Annotated in this window: 17 protein-coding genes and 1 pseudogene; 11 read left to right on the top strand and 7 right to left on the bottom strand. The window is 66.5% G+C overall.

What is annotated here, in order from left to right:
• Nucleotides 1-4: 4 nt before the first annotated feature.
• The 4 genes from RTY46_RS00540 (at nucleotide 5) to map (ending at nucleotide 4,577) form a co-directional block, all read left to right on the top strand.
• Nucleotides 5-2,212 (top strand): TonB-dependent siderophore receptor, encoded by a 2,208-nt coding sequence (locus RTY46_RS00540; protein ID WP_312706166.1) that lies wholly within the window; start codon nucleotides 5-7, stop codon nucleotides 2,210-2,212.
• Nucleotides 2,213-2,278: 66 nt separating this feature from the next.
• Nucleotides 2,279-3,409: a metallophosphoesterase gene (locus tag RTY46_RS00545; RefSeq protein WP_312706167.1), complete on the top strand. Its 1,131-nt coding sequence runs from the start codon at nucleotides 2,279-2,281 to the stop codon at nucleotides 3,407-3,409.
• A gap of 163 nt (nucleotides 3,410-3,572) precedes the next feature.
• Nucleotides 3,573-3,785, top strand: a complete 213-nt coding sequence (locus RTY46_RS00550) for a ParD-like family protein (protein WP_108748994.1) — start codon at nucleotides 3,573-3,575, stop codon at nucleotides 3,783-3,785.
• 9 nt (nucleotides 3,786-3,794) lie between these two features.
• Nucleotides 3,795-4,577, top strand: a complete 783-nt coding sequence (gene map / locus RTY46_RS00555; RefSeq protein ID WP_312706336.1) for a type I methionyl aminopeptidase — start codon at nucleotides 3,795-3,797, stop codon at nucleotides 4,575-4,577.
• Here the strand turns inward: map and RTY46_RS00560 are convergent.
• Nucleotides 4,574-5,242, bottom strand: coding sequence for a hypothetical protein (locus RTY46_RS00560; protein WP_108755725.1), 669 nt, complete (start codon nucleotides 5,240-5,242; stop codon nucleotides 4,574-4,576). The two genes, map and RTY46_RS00560, sit on opposite strands and share 4 nt — an antisense overlap.
• A 303-nt stretch (nucleotides 5,243-5,545) precedes the next feature.
• Between RTY46_RS00560 and RTY46_RS00565 the strand changes: the two genes are divergently transcribed.
• From RTY46_RS00565 to RTY46_RS00580, 4 genes are read left to right on the top strand one after another with little or no spacing between them, the layout of a single operon-like run.
• Nucleotides 5,546-6,895 (top strand): TolC family protein, encoded by a 1,350-nt coding sequence (locus RTY46_RS00565; RefSeq protein ID WP_312706337.1) that lies wholly within the window; start codon nucleotides 5,546-5,548, stop codon nucleotides 6,893-6,895.
• A complete protein-coding gene (locus RTY46_RS00570) occupies nucleotides 6,888-7,901 on the top strand; it encodes an efflux RND transporter periplasmic adaptor subunit (RefSeq protein ID WP_312706168.1) in 1,014 nt (337 codons plus the stop codon). The genes RTY46_RS00565 and RTY46_RS00570 overlap by 8 nt, the downstream gene beginning before the upstream one ends.
• The gene (locus RTY46_RS00575) at nucleotides 7,886-9,073 is read left to right on the top strand and encodes an ABC transporter permease (RefSeq protein ID WP_312706169.1); all 1,188 of its coding nucleotides are present in this window, start codon (nucleotides 7,886-7,888) and stop codon (nucleotides 9,071-9,073) included. Before RTY46_RS00570 ends, RTY46_RS00575 begins: the two co-directional genes overlap by 16 nt.
• Nucleotides 9,070-10,191: an ABC transporter permease gene (locus tag RTY46_RS00580; protein ID WP_312706170.1), complete on the top strand. Its 1,122-nt coding sequence runs from the start codon at nucleotides 9,070-9,072 to the stop codon at nucleotides 10,189-10,191. Before RTY46_RS00575 ends, RTY46_RS00580 begins: the two co-directional genes overlap by 4 nt.
• Here RTY46_RS00580 and RTY46_RS00585 read toward each other — a convergent pair.
• The 3 genes from RTY46_RS00585 to RTY46_RS00595 all read right to left on the bottom strand — a co-directional run bounded on the left by RTY46_RS00585 (nucleotide 10,188) and on the right by RTY46_RS00595 (nucleotide 12,421).
• Nucleotides 10,188-11,573 (bottom strand): hypothetical protein, encoded by a 1,386-nt coding sequence (locus RTY46_RS00585; RefSeq protein WP_312706171.1) that lies wholly within the window; start codon nucleotides 11,571-11,573, stop codon nucleotides 10,188-10,190. The two genes, RTY46_RS00580 and RTY46_RS00585, sit on opposite strands and share 4 nt — an antisense overlap.
• Nucleotides 11,574-11,702: 129 nt before the next feature.
• Nucleotides 11,703-12,071, bottom strand: a complete 369-nt coding sequence (locus RTY46_RS00590; protein ID WP_312706172.1) for a glycine zipper 2TM domain-containing protein — start codon at nucleotides 12,069-12,071, stop codon at nucleotides 11,703-11,705.
• 113 nt (nucleotides 12,072-12,184) lie between these two features.
• Nucleotides 12,185-12,421, bottom strand: a complete 237-nt coding sequence (locus tag RTY46_RS00595) for a hypothetical protein (RefSeq protein WP_312706173.1) — start codon at nucleotides 12,419-12,421, stop codon at nucleotides 12,185-12,187.
• Between the two features lie 501 nt (nucleotides 12,422-12,922).
• Between RTY46_RS00595 and RTY46_RS00600 the strand changes: the two genes are divergently transcribed.
• Both RTY46_RS00600 and RTY46_RS00605 read left to right on the top strand, forming a co-directional pair.
• On the top strand, nucleotides 12,923-13,315 hold the full coding sequence (locus tag RTY46_RS00600) for a barstar family protein (RefSeq protein WP_312706174.1): 393 nt from the start codon (nucleotides 12,923-12,925) through the stop codon (nucleotides 13,313-13,315).
• 498 nt (nucleotides 13,316-13,813) lie between these two features.
• On the top strand, nucleotides 13,814-14,221 hold the full coding sequence (locus RTY46_RS00605; RefSeq protein WP_312706175.1) for a BLUF domain-containing protein: 408 nt from the start codon (nucleotides 13,814-13,816) through the stop codon (nucleotides 14,219-14,221).
• Nucleotides 14,222-14,586: 365 nt separating this feature from the next.
• On the opposite strand, the gene RTY46_RS00610 is transcribed toward RTY46_RS00605, so the two are convergent.
• The 3 genes and pseudogenes from RTY46_RS00610 to RTY46_RS00620 all read right to left on the bottom strand — a co-directional run bounded on the left by RTY46_RS00610 (nucleotide 14,587) and on the right by RTY46_RS00620 (nucleotide 18,310).
• Nucleotides 14,587-15,390 (bottom strand): SDR family oxidoreductase, encoded by an 804-nt coding sequence (locus RTY46_RS00610; protein ID WP_312706176.1) that lies wholly within the window; start codon nucleotides 15,388-15,390, stop codon nucleotides 14,587-14,589.
• 50 nt (nucleotides 15,391-15,440) lie between these two features.
• Nucleotides 15,441-16,973, bottom strand: a pseudogene (locus tag RTY46_RS00615) (GMC family oxidoreductase); the annotation flags it as partial.
• Nucleotides 16,967-18,310, bottom strand: coding sequence for an alpha/beta hydrolase (locus RTY46_RS00620; protein WP_312706338.1), 1,344 nt, complete (start codon nucleotides 18,308-18,310; stop codon nucleotides 16,967-16,969). The gene RTY46_RS00620 and the pseudogene RTY46_RS00615, both read right to left, overlap by 7 nt.
• A gap of 221 nt (nucleotides 18,311-18,531) precedes the next feature.
• Here RTY46_RS00620 and RTY46_RS00625 point away from each other — a divergent pair, with 221 nt between their 5' ends.
• Nucleotides 18,532-20,319: a glycoside hydrolase family 15 protein gene (locus tag RTY46_RS00625; protein ID WP_312706177.1), complete on the top strand. Its 1,788-nt coding sequence runs from the start codon at nucleotides 18,532-18,534 to the stop codon at nucleotides 20,317-20,319.
• Nucleotides 20,320-20,324: the final 5 nt, after the last annotated feature.

The raw sequence follows: 20,324 nt of genomic DNA on the forward strand, positions 1-20,324 counted from the left end.
TTGCATGAAGCACACCCACTCTGGCGCCCTGCGCCGGAACGCCCTCGCCTTGTCGCTCGCCTGCGCCGCCGCGCCGGTATTTGCCCAGGACAGCGCGCCGACCACCACCGAACTGGACCGGGTGATGGTGACCCAGCGCACCGAGGGCTACCAGGTCTATGGCACCAACACCGCCACCAAGCTGCCGCTGACCCTGCGCGAAACCCCGCAGTCGCTGACCGTGTTCACCCGCCAGCGCATCGAGGATTTCAACCTCATCACCATTTCCGAAGTGCTGCAGCAGACGCCCGGCGTGACCATCCAGTCGTATGACAGCAACCGCACGCTGTTCAACGCGCGTGGCTTTGCCATCAACAACTTCATGTTCGATGGCATTCCCACCAACTACACCACCGGTGCCGGCGGCAACTCGATCCTCAGCGACACCTCCATCTACGAGCGCATTGAAGTGGTGCGCGGCGCCAGCGGCCTGGTCACCGGCTCGGGCAACCCGTCGGCCACGGTGAACATGGTGCGCAAGCGCCCGACCGACACCTTCCAGGCCAGCACCAGCCTCAGCGCCGGCTCGTGGGATTACAAGCGCGCCGAAGTGGATGTGTCCGGTCCGCTCAGCAAGAGTGGCCGCGTGCGCGGGCGCTTCGTCGGCGCCTACACTGACAAGGAAAGCTGGGTGCGCTTCCAGCATGACACGTCCCCCAGCCTGTACGGGGTGATCGAAGCAGACCTGACCGACAGCATCCGCCTGCGTGCCGGCATCGATTACCTGAAGACCGGTTCCGATGGCGGCGCCTGGAGCGCCTCGCCGCTGTACTTCCGCGATGGCAGCCGCGCGCACATGCCGCGTTCCTACAGCGCCGCAGCGCGCTGGAACGAGTGGAACCGCGAAAGCACCAACTACTTCGTCACCCTGGAACAGCAGTTCGGCGCCGGCTGGAGTGGCCGCCTGGCCTACAACCACCGCGCCACCGATACCGATTCGCTGCTGCTGGCCGGTTCCAACACCGGCAACTGGGCCGACCCGGTCACCGGCCTGGGCCTGCGCATTGCCGATACCTATTCGGTGTCGGAAACCCGCGAGGATGCCTTCGACCTGTACGCGTCCGGTCCGTTCCAGCTGTTCGGCCGTTCGCACGAACTGGTGGTGGGCATCAACCACTACGACCGTGACCTGGACACCATCCGCGCCGGCATCACCTCGCGCCCGTACAACGTGGCCGCCTTCCCCAGCATCTTCAGCTGGGACGGCAACATCGGCAAGCCGACCACCTACAACTACGGCATTCCGTCCAGCACGGTGAACACCACTGAGACCGGCTACTACGCCGCCGTGCGCCTGAACCCGATCGATCCGCTGAAGATCATCGCCGGCGCGCGCTATTCCGATTACCGCACCACCACCGACAACTACAGCACCGACGGCGTATTCACCAGCCGCAGCGCGCGCACCACCGCCCACGAGCTGACCCCGTACGTGGGCGTGCTGTACGACCTGAGCAGCAACATCACCGCATTTGCCAGCTATTCGGACGTGTTCCAGGCCACCGCCCGGCGCGACATCAACAACCAGCTGCTGGACCCCACCACCGGTGGCAACTACGAGTACGGCCTGAAGGCCGACTTCTTCGGCGGCCGCCTGTATGCGGCGTTGAACGGCTTCTACATGAAGCAGGACAACGTGGCCGAGCTGGACCCGAACGGCGGTGAGATCAAGCTGCCCGATGGCAGTTCGCCGTACATCGCCAGCCGCGGCATCACCACCCAGGGCGGTGAGTTCGAAGTCTCCGGTTCGATCAACGACCACTGGAGCATGACCGGCGGCTACACCTACAGCTACAGCAGCAACCCCGATGGCAGCCGCTTCGCCAGCACCAGCCCGATGCACCTGGCCCGCTTCAACACCACCTGGACCCATGGCCAGTGGACGCTGGGCGGCGGTGTCAGTGTGCAGAGCGAGATCTACCAGATGGAGCCCATCCCTACCGGGCGCTTCAATGCCAACGGCACCCCGGTTACCGCTACCGGCAAGATGAGCCAGGGCGGCTACGTGCTGTTCGACCTGATGGGCCGCTACCGCATCAACGACAACCTGAGCGTGGGCGTGACCGTCACCAACCTGTTCGACAAGGTCTACTACCGCAACGTCGGCTTCTTCAACTCCGGCTACTGGGGTGAACCGCGCCGCGTGCTGTTCAACCTGCGCGCGAAGTTCTGAGCAACGGCGTAGCATCAGGGGCGGGCCTTCGGGTCCGCCTTTTTTTGCTCGCCAAGGAAATACCCCATGCTGCACCGTGCCCTGTCCCGCCCTGCCCGCCTGCTGCTGCCACTGGCCCTGCTGCTGGGCACGCCGCTGCTGCAGGCCCGCGAGGTGGCCACACCGGCCGAGCACGTGGATGCCGATGGCCCGTATGTGTTCCGCGTGGGCGAGCAGCTGCGCGCGCAGTGGATCTGTGGTGACCAGGTACAGATGCGCACCCTGCCCGCCACTGCCAGCGGCACCGATTTCAGCCCGCGGTGCGGTTACGCCCACAGCGTGCACGTCGCGCCGCCGGCGGCACCCTCGGTTTCGGTACTGCCGGCCGCACCGCGCATCGTCGCCCTGTCCGATATCCATGGCCAGTACGGCCTGCTGGTGCGCCTGCTGCGTGCCAACAAGGTGATCGATGCGCAGGACCGCTGGGCGCTGGGCACCGACACCCTGGTCATCGCCGGCGATGTGTTCGACCGTGGCCCGCAGGTGACCGAGGCGTTCTGGCTGCTGTACGGCCTGCAGCAGCAGGCCGCCGCCGCCGGCGGCGCGGTGCACTTCGTGCTGGGCAACCATGAAACCATGGTGCTGTACGACGACCTGCGCTACGTCAACGCCAAGTACCTGCGCAGCGCACAGTTGCTCGGCCGCAGCTACCCGCAGCTGTACGGCGCCGATTCGGTGATCGGGCAGTGGCTGCGCACGCGGCCGGTGCTGCTGAAGATCGGCGATACTCTGTTCCTGCACGGCGGCATTTCGCCCGACGCGGTGGAACTGGCGCTGGACCCAGCCGCCACCAACCATGCGTACCAGGCCTCACTGGGCACGCCCAAGGCCGACGTAAAGGCCAACCCGGCCACCGCCCCGCTGTACGACGGCAAGACCAGCCCGATCTGGTACCGCGGCTATTTCGACGGGCGCCTTGATGCAAACGGCGTGCAGGCCGTGCTGGACCGCCTGCAGCTCAAGCGCATCGTGGTCGGCCACACCTCCATGCCGCACGTCAGCACTTTCCACGGTGGCCGGGTGATCGCCATCGACAGCAGCATCAAGAACGGCGAGAACGGCGAACTGCTGTTCATTGAAAACGGCACGCTGAGCCGTGGCCTGCTGGATGGAAGTCGCGTACCGCTGGCCGAAGGCGTTCCCGGCGTGGATGGCTGACCATTGGTAGAGTCGAGCTTGCTCGACTGCTGTGGTTCTGGCATTTCATGCAGTCGAGCAAGCTCGACTCTACGGCTGGCACGTCATCGCCAAAGCGACGCGGCCCTTGAGCGGGAATATATGAATCATATATGCTTCATATATTCCCTTCCGAGAACCCGCCATGGGCATCGTCAACATCGATGACACCCTGCACGACCAGCTGCGCCGTGCCTGCTCGGTGTCCAGCCGCTCCATCAACGCCCAGGCCAACTTCTGGATCCGGGTCGGCATGCTGTGCGAACTGAATCCGACCCTGAGCTTCCAGGACATCGTGGCCAGCGAACTGCGTGCCGCCGGCGTGCAGCCGCCGCTGCTGGCACCCGGCCAGGCCTGAGCCATGGGCATCATCAAGCGCCCCGACGAGATTGCGCTGATGGCCGAATCCGGGCGCCTGCTGGCGCAGGTGTTCGCCGCACTCGACGCGTTGCCGCTGCTGGGCCGCAGCACGATGGAGATCAACGATTTCGTCGAACGCATGATCGTCGATGTGCTGCACGCGCGGCCGGCCAGCAAGGGCCAGTACGGTTTCCCGTTCGTGCTCAACACCTCCATCGACAATGTGATCTGCCACGGCGTGCCCAGTACCGATGACGTGCTGCGCAATGGGCAGATCGTCAACCTGGACATCACCCTGGAAAAGAACGGCTACATCGCCGATTCCAGCACCACCTACCTGGTGGGTGAGGTCGACTACGCTGCGCGCAGGCTGGTCAGCACGGCCTACCAGGCCATGTGGAAAGGCATCGCCGAAGTCCGCCCCGGCGCGCGACTGGGTGATATCGGCCATGCCATCGCCCGCCATGCGCGCAGCCACGGCTACAGCGTGGTGAAGGAATATTGCGGCCACGGCATCGGCCAGGAAATGCATGAAGAGCCGCAGATCCTGCACTACGGCCACGCCAGAACCGGCATGGCGCTGGAAGAAGGCATGGTGTTCACCATCGAACCCATGCTCAACCAGGGCAAGCCGGCCATCCGCCAGCAGCCTGACGAATGGCCGGTGTATACACGCGACGGCAAACTGTCGGCGCAGTTCGAACACACCGTGGCGGTGACCGCCAGCGGCGTGCGCGTGCTGACATTGCGCCCGGGCGAACGTCCGCTGTGCCCGGTGGATGCGCCTTAAAGCGGGCGCTGCTGCATCGGCGCCGCGGTGCTTTCACTGCGCGCGCGAGTGGCCAGCGGCTCACGTACGCGCTGCGCCAGGTAGCCCAGGCTGGCGGCCAGGATGAAGGTGTAGCCCAGCAGCTCGGTGGTTTCTTCGATGGTGTTCTTGAACACGCGGATGTACTGGTCACCCAGCAGGCCCGTCCACAACGAGGTCATGCCGATCAGGCGCGAGTAGAACAGCAGCAGCACCAGACCGATGGTCATCACCGTGCCGGCGCGCGAGGTGAGGAAGCGCACCAGACCGGCCACGGCACCGCGCCAGTCACGGCTGGCCCAGGCCAGCGAACCGACAATCAGCAGGGTCACCGGGTACTTCCAGAACCCGTGCGCGATCAGGTCCAGCGCCTCGTCCATCTCGCGCAGGAACATGCAGGCGAACAGGGCGGCGGCCAGCACCGCGAAACCCCGGTCCTCGGCACGGCGCCACGCCAGCCGCGCGAACGCCAGCACGCTGGCCGCCAGGAAGCCTTCCTGGGTCAGTTCCACCAGCGACCACTCACCTACCGCGTCGCCCAGCCAATGAATGTCCAGCCAGGCCAGCAAGGGCGGCAGGGTCACCATGAAACCGAAAAGGAAGGTGCGTCCCAGGTGGGACAGCAGGAGGCGGAGATCATTCTTCATTGCGTACTACCTGCGCCGGAAGCGGCGAAACTGCGGAAAACAAAGGCGACAGGGGGCGGGTCCACGAACGGCCAACGCGGCGAGTCGCGGCGGTTCGTTATTGTCTCGTTAAAGGAAGCCTGTGGCGATCGCACCAATGGAATGGAGAGGTCCGCCTGCGCGAGCAGCGAGCAGCACCTACAACCGCTTCACGGCGTACCGACTAATTTTTGCCGGACACTTTACGGATGACGGACCCACGTGCATCGGCATCGCCCCACCCCGTGGCTGCAGCGCGCAGGCGCGCCCCTGCTGATCTGTGCGCTGTGGCTGCCCACGGTCAGCGGCGCGCAGTCCCTGACTGATAACGCCTCACCACCGGCACTGGACTGGGAACAGGCCCGGCAACGGCTTGAACAGGTGTCCGACGCGCTGGCCGCCGCCGACGCTGGCGTGCGCAACAAGCAGGAACTGCAGGAGGCCACCCGCCTGCTGCGCCTGCCCGAGATCACCGGCGAAGTGCGCCGCCTGCAGTTCCAGAAGACGCTCACCCTGCCGCTGGGTTCGCTGGCGCCGGTGGCCGAGGCCTACGGCATCGACTCGCCATTGACCTTCACCGAACGCGACTGGCGCACCCGCCCGGTGGTGACCGCGGTACTACCGCTGTACACCGGCGGGGTGATTCCCGCGGCGCAGCGCGCGGCCAGCGCGGCCAGCGAACAGGCCAGCGCCGAGCGTGAAGCGCAGCGGCAATCGATCACCGTGCAGCTGGCGCAGGCCTACTTCGGCCAGCGCCTGGCCGAACAGGCGGTGGACGTGCGCCGCGATGTGCGTGACGGTCTGGAACGCCATCTGTCCGATGCGCAGAAACTGGAGCGCGAAGGCTTCGCCACGCGGGCCCAGCGCCTGCAGGCCACCGTGGCCCGCGACAAGGCCGAACGCGAGTACCAGAAAAGCATGAACGACCTGGCCACGCTGCAGGCCGCGCTGGCCACGCTGTTGCGCAGTGGCGGCCAGGTCCGCCCCACCTCGCCGCTGTTCGTGCAGCGCGCGCCGCTGGAACCGGTGGCCAGCTTCGAACGCACCGCGCAGGCGCGGCAACCGCAGATCGCGCGCCTGCGGGCGCTGGTCGCGCAGGCCGAACAGGGTGTGCGCGTGCAGCAGGCCAAACTGAAACCGCAGATCTTTGCGTTCGGCCAGTACGACTTCCGCCGCCGCGATGAAATGCTGACCGACCCCGACTGGGCATTCGGCATCGGCTTGAAGTACACCTTCCTGTCACCCAACTCGCGCCCGGCGCAGATCGGTGCGGCGCGTGCGCAGCAGGAACAGGCCGAGGCCGGCCTGCGCGAGGCCGAGAACCAGGTCGCCCTGGGCGTTCGCAAGGCCTGGAACGAGCTGGAAACCGCCCGCCAGCAGTTCGTGCTGCTGGACAGCAGCATCGCCCAGGCACAGGAAAACCTGCGCCTGCAGGAACTGGCGTTCCGCGAGGGCCAGGCCACATCGCTGGACGTGATCGATGCGCGATTGGGGCTGGGCGGCGCCCGCGTGGAGCGTTCGCAGGCGGCGTATCAGTACGACGTGGCCTTGGCGCAATTGCTGGAGATCAGTGGCCAGATGGACCGTTTCGAAGACTACCGGCGGCGTGCGGACGAGGTGATCGACCATGAATGATGTATTGCACGATGACGCAGCAACGCCGCCGGGCAAGCGCCGCACCGGCCTGATCCTGGTCGTGGTGTTGCTGCTGGTGGTGGTGCTGGGCCTGTGGCTGGCCTGGCGCAGCCCGGCCGACCAGATCCAGGGCATGGCCGACGCAGACACGCTGAACGTGGCCGCCAAGATCACCGCCCGCGTGGCCGAACTGAAGGTGCGCGAAGGCGATCGCGTGCAGGCCGGGCAGATTGTGTTCCTGCTGGACAGCCCGGAAGTGGCAGCCAAGGAACAGCAGGCGCACGGTGCGCTGGCCGCCGCCCAGGCAGTGGCCGACAAGGCCGACGAAGGCGCGCGCCGCGAAGACATCCGTGCCGCCGAAGCCAACTGGAAGCGCGCCGAAGCCGGTGCCACCCTGGCCGAAGCCACCGCCGGCCGCGTGCAGAACCTGTTCAACGAAGGCGTGATGACCCGGCAGAAGCGTGACGAGGCCCACGCCCAGGCCACCAGCTCGCGCGAACTGGCCCGTGCCGCGCGCGCGCAGTACGACATGGCCCTGGCCGGTGCACGCGAGCAGGACAAGCGTGCCGCACAGGGCCAGGTACAACAGGCGCAGGGCGCGGTGGCCGAAGTCAACGCCGCCCGTGCCGAAGTGGAAGGCCGCGCGCCGGTGGCCGGCGAGATCAACAAACGCATGGCCGACCCGGGCGAACTGGTGCCGGCGGGCTTCCCGGTGTTCACCCTGGTCGACATCGATCGCATGTGGGTGTCGATGAACCTGCGCGAATCGCAGATGCAGGGCCTGAAGGTCGGCAGCCGCCTGCAGGGCCGGATTCCCGCATTGGAAAAGGATGCAACGTTCGAGGTGTACTTCATCAATCCGGCCGGTGACTACGCCACCTGGCGCAGCACGCGCCAATCGTCGGGCTACGACGTGCGCAGCTTCGAAGTGCGGGTACGCCCGGTGCAGCGTGTCGAAGGCTTCCGGCCCGGCATGAGCGTGCTGTTCGCATGGCCGCAGGACTGAACCCGGACAGCACCGGCATCGGCGCTGCATGGCGGCGCGAACTGCGTGCGCTGCGCAGCAACCGGGCCGACCTGGCCTTGGTCACGCTGTTGCCGCTGCTGATGCTGGCAGTGATGGCCTGGATGTTTTCCGCATCGGTGATGCGCGATGTGCCCATTGCCGTGGTCGACCTGGACCACAGCAGCGACAGCCGCCTGCTGCTGCGCATGCTCGATGCCAGCCCGGGCGTGCGCGTGGCCACGCAGCCGGCCAGCCTGGACGAAGCACAGGCACAGTTGCGCAGCCTGCAGGTGTTCGCGGTGGTGCTGGTGCCACGCGATGTCACCCGCCAGGCCCTGCGCGGGCGCCAGGGCACGGTGTTCGCCTATTACAACGCCACCTACATGACCACCGGGCAGTCGGCCGCGCGCGATATCGGCGATGCGGTATCGGCCTGGGGCGCGCGCCTGCTGCGCGAACGCATCGGCCTGCAGGTCGGCCCCGGCAAGCTGCGCGCCGCGCCCATCGCCGTGCAGTCGGACATCCTCTACAACCCGGCGCGCAGCTACGAGCTGTTCCTGCTGCCGCTGATCTTCCCGGCGGTGCTGTCGCTGGTGCTGGCCCTGGCCGTGGCCGGCAGCCTGGGCCGCGAGATCCGCGATGGCACGTTGCGCGGTTGGCTGGGACGCACGCCATGGTCGGCCGTGCTCGGCAAGATCGCGCCCTACGTGCTGCTGTTTTCCGTGTACGGCGCAGCAGGCGTCGGCTACCTGGCCTGGCTGCGCGGCGATGGCATCGCCGGCAGCGTGCTGTTGCTGCTGCTGGCGCAGCCACTGTTCTACCTGGCCACCGCCAGCTACGCGTTGTTCTTCGTGGGCGTCACCCGTGACATGGGCACCGCACTGTCGGCGGTCGGCCTGAGCATCGGCACCGCACTGGCCTTTTCCAGCGCCACCTTCCCGGTGATCGATGCACCGCTGTTCACCCGCATCTGGCACCTGCTGCTGCCACTGAGCGCCTACATCAAACTGCAGACCCAGCAGCAGTTCGTCGGCGCGCCGCTGGTGGTATCGCTGTGGCCACTGGCCACCCTGCTGCTGATGATCGTGGTGGCCGGCGGCATCGGCGGCGCACGGCTGATCGCCTTCGCTCGCAGCGCACCGGCCGCGCAAGCGGCCAAGGCCAGCGCATGAACGCGGTGTGGCGCAGCCTGCGGCAGACCCTGATGGCCGTGCTGCTGGACCGCTACGCCATCGTGGTGATGGTCGGCGCTGTCATCCTGTACTCGTTCTTCTACCCGGCCGCGTATCGCCACCAGGTGGCCGGCGACCTGCCCGTGCTGGTGGTTGACGAAGATCACAGCGCCACCAGCCGCGAACTGCTGCGCACGCTGGATGCGCTGCGCGTGGCGCGTGTGGTCGGGCAACCGGCCGACATTGAAAGCGCACGCCAGCAACTGGAAGCCGGCCACGCCGAAGGCATCGTGCTGATTCCGGCGAACCTGGAGCGCGACATCCTGCGCGGGCACCCCGCGAAACTGGTGCTGCTCGGCAATGGCGCGTATCTGGGTCGTGCCAGCTGGGTGCTGGGCAGCGTGGCCGATGCGCTGGGCACGTTCGGTCGCGATGCAGCCGTCACCCAGGCCGCCTTCATGGGCGCCCCGCAGGCACCGCCGGTCACCCTGGTGCAGCGACCGCTGTACAACACCCAGGAAGGCTACGGCAGCGCCATCGTGCCGGGCGTGGCCGAACTGATCGTGCACCAGACCCTGCTGATGGGCATCGGAGTGCTGCTGGGCGGCCGCCGCCTGGCGCTTGGGCGGCGCCTGCGCTTCGACCGCCCCACCCTGCTGGGCATGGCGCTGGGTTTCGGCCTCATCGGCCTGTTCGGGTTGTTCTACTACGCCGGTTTCACGGCCTGGGTGCAGGACTACCCGCGCGGCGGCAACCCGCTGGGGCAACTGCTGGGCGGCACGTTGTTCATCGCCGCCACCGTGGCCTTCGGCCTGTTCGTGGGCAGCTTCTTCCGCACCCGCGAACGCGCGTTCCAGTACGTCATCGCCACCTCCATCCCGCTGTTCTTCCTGGCCAACCTGTCATGGCCGGCGGTGATGACCCCAACGCCGCTGGTCTGGCTGTCGCAGCTGCTGCCCACCACCGCCGGCATCAACCTGATGGTGCGCCTGACCCAGATGGACGCCCGCCTGGCCGACGTCCGCCACGAACTGATGACTTTGGGAGCCTTGCTGCTGCTGTACGGCACGCTGGCCTATCGGCGCCTGCACGGCGCAGCGGCGCGCGGCTCCGACTAGTCCTTGCTGTCGTCCGGCGTGTACCAGAACGGAATGCGGTACTCGCGGCGGCGGTCCGGTCCGGTGCTCTCGCCCTGCGCATGCCAGACCAGATGCAGGTCATGCCGGCCCGGCGCCAGGCCCTGCAGCGGCAGGTAGCCCACCAGCCCGCGCATTTCCAGATCGCGGCGCTCGAACGGCACGAAGTCGGCCAGCGCCACCGGCTTGCCGTCCAGGGTAATGGTCCAGATCAATGCCAAGCAGTCCACTGCCGCCCGTGCCGCCAGCGCACCTTCGGCGCTGTTCTCACCCCCGGGCAAGGCAGTGCAGTAGCGCCGTGCCAGCGGGTTGTCGCGCTGCGGGCGATGCGGAATGAACAGCCGCAGGCGCGAACTGCTGATCGTATCGGCCGGAATCATCGGGTAGGCCAGCAACTGGTCGTGCGTCGAGCGCAGTGACTCGTAGTGCGCGCTCAGCATGCCGTTGTCCACCGCTTCCTCGGTCAGCACCTGGTAGCGGTTGAACAGCGAGAACTTCACCGAACCGACCACCTGCACCGCGGCCAGCGCCATCGCCACGCAGATGGCCAGCAGGTAGCCCACCATGAACGAGCGCGAGCGCAGGTTGCTCTGGATGGTCAGCTGCATGGTCTGCATCAAGCGCAGCAGCGGCACCCGCTGCATGCCGGCCAGGAAGCGCTGCAGCGCGCGTTCCAGCCCCTCGCTGGCGCGGCCACGTGCGTGGCGCCGGGCGATGGCTTTTTCCAGCATGAAGGGCACGAAGGCCAGCGCCAGCAGGCTCACCAGGCACGCGCCCACCACCGCCATCGCCACCTGGTCCGAACCACCGGCCAGGAAGGCGATGAACATGGCGATAGCCAGGGTCACCATTGCCAGCACCAGGGTGCCGGCCAGAGTCTGCACGCAGATCAGCGTGGTTGAAAACAGCAGCGTGGCCAACCGGTCAGCGCGCTGGATGCTGCTGTCCAGGCCGCCATCGCGCGCGCTCAGGAACGCACGTGACACCGGCCCCAACCTGTGCAGCGCGGCCCAGTCGATGCCTTCGGGGAAATGTGATTTCAGCCCGACCAGGCCGATCCAGTAACCGCGCACGGTCAGGTGCGCGATCAGCGCCACCGCCAGCACGTAGCACATGCCCACCACCGTGCTGAAGGCAAACCACAGCAGCTGGAAGTACATGCCTTCGGTATGCAGGCTGCTGCGCGCCCAGGCATCGAACAGGTACCCGGGCACGGCCAGCAGGGCGAACGCCAGCAGGCCGGAAATGAAAAGTTCCAGCTCGTCCGCACGCTCGCGCAGTCGGCTGAAGCGGGTGTTCGCTTCCGGCTCGGCATGGGTGGGCGTGGACACGGCCTGCGGCGCAGTAACGGAGGATTCGTTCACAGCGCGTTCATCCTTGTAAGTTGGCGCAGTATAGGCCGCCGCCTCGCCCAGTGGTACGTCGCCGCACATGAAGAACGCCGGCACAGGGCCGGCGTTCGGGTGATGCAGGTGGAAGGGACTGAAAAGGGTTTATCGATACACACGTTCGCAGCGACGCTCGACCACACGGTCGCCGGTCTTGCTCTGGTGGTTGCCCTGGATCTGGCGGCCAGCCGCACCGCCGGCCACGGCACCGGCCACGGTAGCCAGCTTCTTGCCGTTGCCGCCGCCCACCTGATTGCCCAGCAGGCCACCCACCACCGCACCGGTCGCGGTACCGGTGATGCGGTTCGGGTCGCGCGAGTTGCGCTGCACTTCTACGTTCTTGCACACCACGCGGCTGCCATCGTTGAACTTGCGGCCTTCATCGCGCGGGCCATAACCCTGTGCGCCGGCAATCGACGACACTGCCAGAAGGCTGCCCAACAGCAATACGCGAATCGAAGTGTTCATGGCCATCTCCTGTGTTGCGGTACGGCCCAAGTGTCTCGTGGGCGGTGGCAACCACAGGTGAAATCCAGGTCGACGGCAGCTGAACAGCATTCTCCTGTTCAGACACGCCATTGCTGCGGTCAATGCGCACGGCCGCGCACCGTTCTGCGGCGATGCGCGGGCTCTCCGCCCTCGGCTGCGGCGTGGTCAGCGCCCGCGGCGGGTGAAGGAGTGCGTGGCGGGCGCCCGGTACAGCAGATGGCGATGTACAGCGACACGCAGACCGTAACCGGCATCGTCAGCAAGCCGATCGGCCCTTTGGCCTTCAGCGTGAACAGCGTGGTTTCCATGAAGACAGCGATGAACAAGGCAAGCAAGCCACTGGACGCATCGTTGGTCGCGTGGAGTTCTGCAGAAGATCAGCGACCTTCGCGCAGGGCGCGCTCGCGTTCCTGCTGGCGCAGAAATTCCTGTGTACCCGCCCCGGCGTCCTGTTGGGTGGCCGTATGGAAGGCCACGCCCAGCAGCAACAGCCACCCACCACGACGGCACGCACGCCGCCCCTGCCTCTTCCCTGACTGCACGATCTTTTCGTGTTCTTGCGGCCGGGCGGCGCCTGCCCGGCCCCGGTGAGGGGCAAGGAGCGGACACATCCGCCTGAATCGGGTCTATGGACGCGCGGGGGACAGCACGCCATGGCGCGCAACGCCGGGGCGGAACCATGCTTGGGCACGGGTGAAACTGCCATAGGAGAACTTGCGAATCCGCGCCTGCGACCCGAACCGGCCTAGGCGGAAACGGCACGTAAGCGCGCACGCCAAGCGCCGTCCGGCCTTCGGCAGCACGCGGGGTTCTACCGCCAGCGCTATAGTTCGCCCATGACGCTTCATCTGCAGATCGACGGCTCGGCCATTCGCGACATTCCCAGCTTTCATGCGGAGATCAACCGCGTGTTCATGAGCGGGGAGGACTGGCAACTGGGGCCCAGCCTGGATGCCTTGGACGACCTGCTGTACGGCGGTTATGGCGCCCTGGCCGGGCACGCGACGGCCACCGTGCTGTGGCGTGACATCGAACGCAGCCGTGTGGCGCTGGGCGTGGAGGCCACCCTGGCATGGCTGGAGGCGAAGCTGCAGCAGCCTGGTACCTTCAACGCCGATTTGATCGGCCGCCAACGCGCAGCGCTGGAACGCGGCGAAGGCCAGACCTATTTCGAAATCATCATGGAGATCTTTGCCGGACATCCGCGGATCAGGCTGGTACCGGGCTGAACCCTGTCCAGCGGCATACCCACCGTGGATCGGCACGCCACGTCAGCCTGACGCCGACGGCAGGGCGCCGAAAAGGCCATGACCTATGGCCTGGCGGTTGCTGCAATGGTTGCAGCTGATGACGGCGCCGCCGGAAATCGATGTCAGCCCAACGGTCTCGCTTGCAACGAAGTCCATGCCACACACGTGGCAATGGACGTGGGCTTTCAGCACTTTGGAGACCGCCTGCGGACCTGCGCGCTCGCACTCAACCCGGACCAAGCGGAACCGTCCGGTCTCCCCCGCCACACCGCAACCTTGGTCAGCGTCAGATTCGCGCATAGGGGTTACCAACCTTGGCAGATGGCCCAGCATCAGTTGGCCAGAGAGAAGGCAGCGTGCTGCGCTGCTGAGCCTTACGTGAAGCCAACGGGTTGAATCGGGTGATGGACTGGATCGGTCAAGCGCGAGGCTGCACGAGGGAGTACCGTGTGCACCCCACTTCAAGCGAACCCATCCATGCTGCGAGCCATCGCCTACCGAAGCGTTGCCGCCCCAAGTATCGAATCAACCCGACTCGATCACATCGTGCGCGGCGCACAGCGCTTCAACCGGCTCGCCGGCGTAACCGGCGCGATGCTCTTCGATGGAGCCCGCTTTCTCCAATACATCGAGGGACCCGTTGATGGCGTCGAAGGCGCCATTGGACGCATCAAGGCCAGCAATGACCACACCCGCCTGGAGGTGCTTGAGGAATCGGTGATCCAAACCCGCCGCTTCCCCGCGTGGGACATGAGCTGCCTGACGCAGCCCAATACTGTATTGGATCACCTGTTCGTGGCGCCGTGGGGAAGCCTGGACGTCTCGCTCGACCACGTCGGCAACCCCATCGGGGGCCTGCAGCTTCTTCGCCACGTCATGGCGTAATCCGCTGCATCGTCGGTACCGGCGTGCTGCTGGGGGTCGCGGTTGATCTGCGCGCTGACGGCCCGCAGCCCCTCACCCTCGGGCACGAAGCGGACCCGGACGATGCAGACGCCGGTCCAGAAGCGGTGCATGCAGAGCGTATTGCCCTCGAAGCAGGGGAACCACGTGTCCTCCATCTCGAAGGGGAGCAGCCCATGACGATCGCAGGCCGGCCCCGCAGCATCGCGGTGGAAGTCGAGCTTCAGTGCGATATGGCGGGCGGGAAGCGGCTTGTTATTCCAGCCCGCAGCGGTGGCGATGGTGGGCATCATGCATCTTTGGAGGGGTGCCGGCCAGCGGCCGGCACTGCCTGGGCCGGAGATGATCTACCCGGCCAAGGTGAAGACCGAGCCCGAGTCTACGCGGATATTGGCGCCGTTGATGAAGCTGGCCCGTTCGGAACACAGCAGCAGCACGGCGGCGGCGACCTCTTCCGGACGCCCACGACGCTTCAGCACCATGCCCGGGCGCTCCTCGTCCAGGAAGGTGCGGATGGCCTCCTCGAACGACATGCCCTTTTCCCTGGCGCGCTTGTGCATCATCGCGTCGGTCATCGGCGTATGGATGAATGCCGGTGAGACGGTATTGATCATGACGCCGTCCTTGCCGTACTGCTTGGACAGGCCCTTGGCCAGGCTCAGTACACCCGCCTTGGACGCGCAGTACGGCAGCTCATCGGAGTACGGCTGCACGGCATCTTCTGAGGCGAACAGCACGATGCGCCCCCAGCCCTTGGCGCGCATTGCCGGTATGGCCTGGCGGCACATGCGCACCGCGCCCATCAGGTTGATGTCCAGCGTACTCAGCCAGCCGTTGTCATCCACATCAAGGAAATCGCCCGTGGCGCCGGTGACACCTGCGGCGTTGACGTAGATGTCAGGATCACCCAGTTCGCCGCGCACTGTGGCCCAGATACGTTCCACATCCTCGGCATCAGTGACATCACCGGCAACAGCCATGACTTCGCCCAGCGGCGACAACGCCTGCAGCGCCTCATCCAGGGTGCCGTCGGCCACATCCGTAATGGCCACGCGTGCCCCGGCCTGCAGCAGTTCGCGTGCGGTCTGTTTGCCCATGCCCGAATCGGCGCCGCTGACCAGCGCGATGCGCCCTTCTATTCCGAGATCCATGTGGTGTCCTTTGTTGGGGAAGAAGTTGTGCTGCGCGGTGGCCGCGTCTGCAGAAATCGCTCGGCGGTGCGCAGGCCCAGTGCCATCTGGGTCAGCGCCGGGTTGGCGGCCAGCGCACTGGGGAAGGTGGAGTTGTCGCAGATGAAGAGATTGGGAATATCGAAGCTGCGGCCGTCAGCGTCCACCACGGCGGTGTCGGCCGATTCGCCCATGCGGCAGGTACCCAGGGTGTGGGCCGAACGCGCGGCGGCAAAGATGCCGCTGGCACCTGCGGCTTCCCAGATGCGGGTCAGCGTGACCTGGGCGTGTGCGTCCAGCGCCTTTTCGTTGGGGCCAAAGCTGAAATCCACCCGCGCACGCCGCATGCCGAAGGCATCCCGTTCATCGCTGAGGGTCAGCTGGTTTCCCTCCTGCGGCAGGCATTCGCCATTGATGCCGATGCCGGCCATCTGCCGGTAGGAAGACAATGCCTGCACCAGCGGCAGGCCCCATAGGCCGGCTCCCCGGCTGAGGGTGTTGGCCAACGTGGCGGGCTGCACGCCCAGGCTCTGCACGAGGTAACCGCCGGCAAACGAGGCGTCGTGCGGGCGCACGAAATCTTCAGTGATGAGCGAGGACGGGTAGCCACGGTTCATGCACATGTCCGCGTCAAAGAACCCCCACACCTGGGTGGCGACGTGGGCCATGAAGTTGCGACCCACCTGGCCACTGCTGTTGGCCAGCCCCAGGTTGAGCAGCAGGCGCGGGGTTTCCACGCCGCCGGCGCACAGGAAGGCGGCAGAGCACTTCACCCGGTGCAGGCGGTGTTCGCGTTGGTAGACCACTGCACTGATTCGACCCAGGGCGTCGCGCTCAAGGTCCACCACCCGGCTCTGGTCGCGGATGACCGCGCCGTGGGCCCTTGCCCACGGCAGCCAGGAGGTATCCATGCTGGCCTTGGCGCCGTTGCTGCAGCCCTGGTGGCAGGCGCCGCAGTGATTACAGGCCTGGCGCAGACCCCAGTGCGCTTGCTGCCGCGCCCGGCTGACCAGCGCGGCGGGGGCATCGGTAGCTACTACGCCCAGCGCATCACATCCGCGCTGCATGGCCTGTGCGGACGCATTGCGCAGCACGGGCGGGTAGCCGTACTGACGTGCCGGGTCCCACGGGTAGTGCGCGGGACCCGATACGCCGATGAAGGTTTCGACGCGCTGCACGTAGGCCCGCAACTCGGCATCGGCGATGGGCCAGTCGGCACCCCGCCCTGTCAGAGAGCGCATGCGCAGATCCCTGGGGTCCGGTCGTGGGCAGAACGCGCCCCAATGCAGGGTAGACCCACCCACACCCTGGCCGGAATTGTTGGCCCCAAAGGCGGTAGGCGTCTGGCCGCCACTGAGGCGCTCTTCCATCCAGTAGATGTCGTTGGCCAGTTCGTCGGCGAGGTGGTCGTCGGGTATGAACGTTCGACCCGCTTCAAGCACCAGCACCGATACGCCGGCCTCGGCCAGACGGGCTGCCAGCGGAGCGCCGCCAGCACCGCTGCCGATGATGACCGCATCGAACGACTCGTCCTTCCCGTTACGGCGGTGAGTGGGATTCAGCATGGCAGCTGCCATGCGTCGATCACCCCGGCCTGGGTGTGCTCATAGCCCGGACTGCGCGCGCCCTTGCCGCCGACAGCAAAGCCGTCATAGCCAACGGCAGCCCACGTAGACGGGAGGCTCATCCAGGTCCTGGCGAACAAAGCCCGCGCATCCTCAAACCAGTTGGCCCACTGCGCGGGGTCCAGTTCGGCGCCAGGCGGGGCGGCGGCGCTCTGCTGTTGCACCTTTTCAAGCAGGGCGTGCTGTGCGGTGGGCGCGAGCGTGCTGAATCCATTGGCAGCTGCATCCAGCTGGTCCAGCGCCTGTGACCACGCAACCGCATCCGCCGGCAGGTTGGCAAAGCGCCAGCCATCGCTCTCGTGATTCACCAGCGCATGGCCGACGCGCAATGCGAGATCATCAGCATCTGCGCCGGGTAGCAGGCGTGCGGCCAAGGCAGCCAGCACGGCCAGATGGCGTGCCGGCAGGACCGACTCGGGCAGCGGCGACGGCGTGGCATGCCGGGCCAGCAGGCGGGCCCGCATGCGCGGCGCCACCCGTTCGGCATCCAACAACTGGACGAAGGCCGCCGGAAGTGCACGCGCAGCCAACGGCACGGCCCAGGCTGCAATGCGGCAGGCAAGCCACTCCGGCTGCTCGACAGGAATCAGGTGGGCCGCGTCCGCCACGATGTCGACGGTCGCATGCGCATAATGGGGCGCGTTCAGTGCACGCTGGGCGGCTTCACCCAGGTCGCCATCTTCTCCGCCCGCCAGTATCAGCGCAGGCACATGCAGGCGGGCCGCCTGTTCCTGGCGATGCGCGCGGCTGCCCTGCTCCAGCCAGGCACGCCACGCGATGGCATCGGTCCGCAGCACATCGCCGATCGCGGCTTCGCGGGCGGTACCCTGCAAGGGACGATGCGTGTTGGCGTCGATGAATGTTTCAGCATCGGCACGACTGGGAGCGCCTTGGGCGAACCACCCGAGCATCTCCTGGCGGCGTGCCTCTTCCATGGGCTCGGGGCACGGCGGTGATGCCGCCACCAGCACTACACCGGCCAGGCCTGCCAGCCCCCGTACGCCGTCGCGGCTGCGCGCGGCAAGCAGCGTTGCGATCTTGCCCCCCATGCTGTGGCCGACGACGAACCAGCAGGTGGGTGCACGCGCGGTCACTTCCTGCTGGAACCAGTCCACCAGCGCATCGACGCCGGTCGCGTTGCCTGCGCACGTGCCGCCGAAGCCAGGTATGTCCAGCGCCACACACTCAAAGTGCGTGCCGAGCATACGCTGTACGGCGACCCATTCCTGATGGCTGGCGCCCAGGTTGTGCAGGAGGAAGAGTGTGGGACGTTGCATGCGGACCTCGACGTGTAGCAGCACGAGCATGGTCGTCGGCGTGTCCATGGGGCGTGCATGCAGGTGTCAACGCCGAGCAATGATCACGTGGCGTTGAACACCGCCTCACCCTGTTTGCGCACAGGGCTCTCTAGGTTCGATGCACCCCACGTCTGGATTTCCATCATGTGCCCCTCTGTCGCTGCTCCGGCCGCCTTGCTTGCCTGCCGGCGGGTGCATTGATGTCGAGGTTTGAGCCCAGGCGCGACGATGCGCTGCCGATCGAACAGTATTCCGCCCTGGGCGAGGGGCGCTCTGTTGCCCTGACCGGCTGCGACGGATCCATCGACTGGTGGTGTGCGCCCAACATGGACAGCCCGCCCCTGTTTGATCGCCTGCTGGACGGCGGCAATGGTGGGTACTTCATTATCGCGCCGACCGAGCCCTGCACTGTTGAGCGCCGCTACCGGGATGAAAGCAACGTGCTGGAAACCGTGTTTACGACGGCGTCCGGTCGCGCCGCGTTGACGGAATCACTGAACAGCGGCAATGCCGGTCGACTACCGTGGTGTGAGCTGGCCAGGCGCATTGAGGGTCTTGAGGGCGATGTACGTTTCACCGTGCACATGCGGCCGAGCACACGGGCGCAATCTGCCAGCCCCTACTGCTCTTCCATTGGGGATCACACGGTCTTCCATGTGCAGCGGCTGCTGGGCGTTGTCGTCCACCATCCTGCGCTGCAGCTGCAATGGACCGACGAGGGTGCATGCGGCGAGTGCACGGTCAGCGCTGGCGAGCGGGTCACCGTGGCGCTGGTGGTGGGCGAGGATGAGCCCCTGGTAGCGCCGTCGGTAGAGGAAGTGGACGGCCGCATCGACCTGACCGATCGGGAATGGAAGGCCTGGGCGAGTAATGTGCGCTATGACGGCTGGGACCGGACCACGTTCGTACGCAGCACGCTGGCCCTGAAGCTGCTGCTCTATTCACCCTCGGGCGCCATTGCTGCAGCGGCCACCACCTCGCTGCCCGAGCGCATCGGCGGCGACAAGAACTTCGACTATCGCTACGCCTGGGTGCGCGACGCCGGCTACACCATCCAGGCGTTCCTGGCCGCAGGTCTGGAGGCGGAATCAAAAGCGGCGTTTACCTGGCTGCTGCGCCAGCTGCGCCGCCACGGACCGAAAGTGGTCTTCACTCTCGATGGCGGGACGGTGGAACAGGTACAGGAGCTGCCCATGCGCGGCTACCGCGATACGCAGCCGGTAGTGAAAGGCAATCTTGCCGGCGACCAGCACCAGCACGGCATCTACGGCGACATCTTCGAGACTGCGTTCTGCTTCGTGGCGGCCGGCAATATTCTGGATGGCGCCAGCGCGGAGCTGCTTTCCCGCATTGCCGACCTCTGTGCGGACCACTGGCGCGCGAGGGACTCCGGCATCTGGGAACTGCGCGAGCTGGAGCATTACACGATGTCCAAGATCAGCTGCTGGCAGGCACTGGCACGGGCGGTCGAGCTGGCCGACCAGGGCCAGTTGCCGACCACATGCCGTGACCGCTGGCAGCGCGAGCGTGACCGCATCAGTGACTGGATCGAAACCCATTGCTGGTCCGATGACCTGCAGGCGTTTGAGATGTACCCCGGCAGCGGCAAGCTGGACGCGGCACTGGCGCTGGCAGTGCGCTTCCGTTTCGACGGCAGGGAACGGCTGCTGGCCACCCTGCGCGCCATCGACCGCGAGCTGGGGGAATCACACTTCCACTACCGCTACTCGGGCATGCCCGAAGAAGAAGGCTGCTTCATCGCCTGCTCCTACTGGCTGGCTGAGGCCTACGCACGGCTGGGCTTCGTCGAGGACGCCCGCGCCCGCGTGGATGCGTTGAATGGCGCGCTTGGTCGCTGCCAAGGCGTACTCAGCGAAATGGTGGACCCCGCTACGGGCCACTATCTCGGCAATACCCCGCAAGGCCTGAGCCACCTGGCCCAGGTAATGGCCATGGCCACCATTGCAGACACCCTGGACTGCCCTTGAGCGGC

This window comes from Stenotrophomonas sp., from assembly GCF_032056425.1.
In the GTDB taxonomy this organism is placed as follows: Bacteria; Pseudomonadota; Gammaproteobacteria; order Xanthomonadales; family Xanthomonadaceae; genus Stenotrophomonas.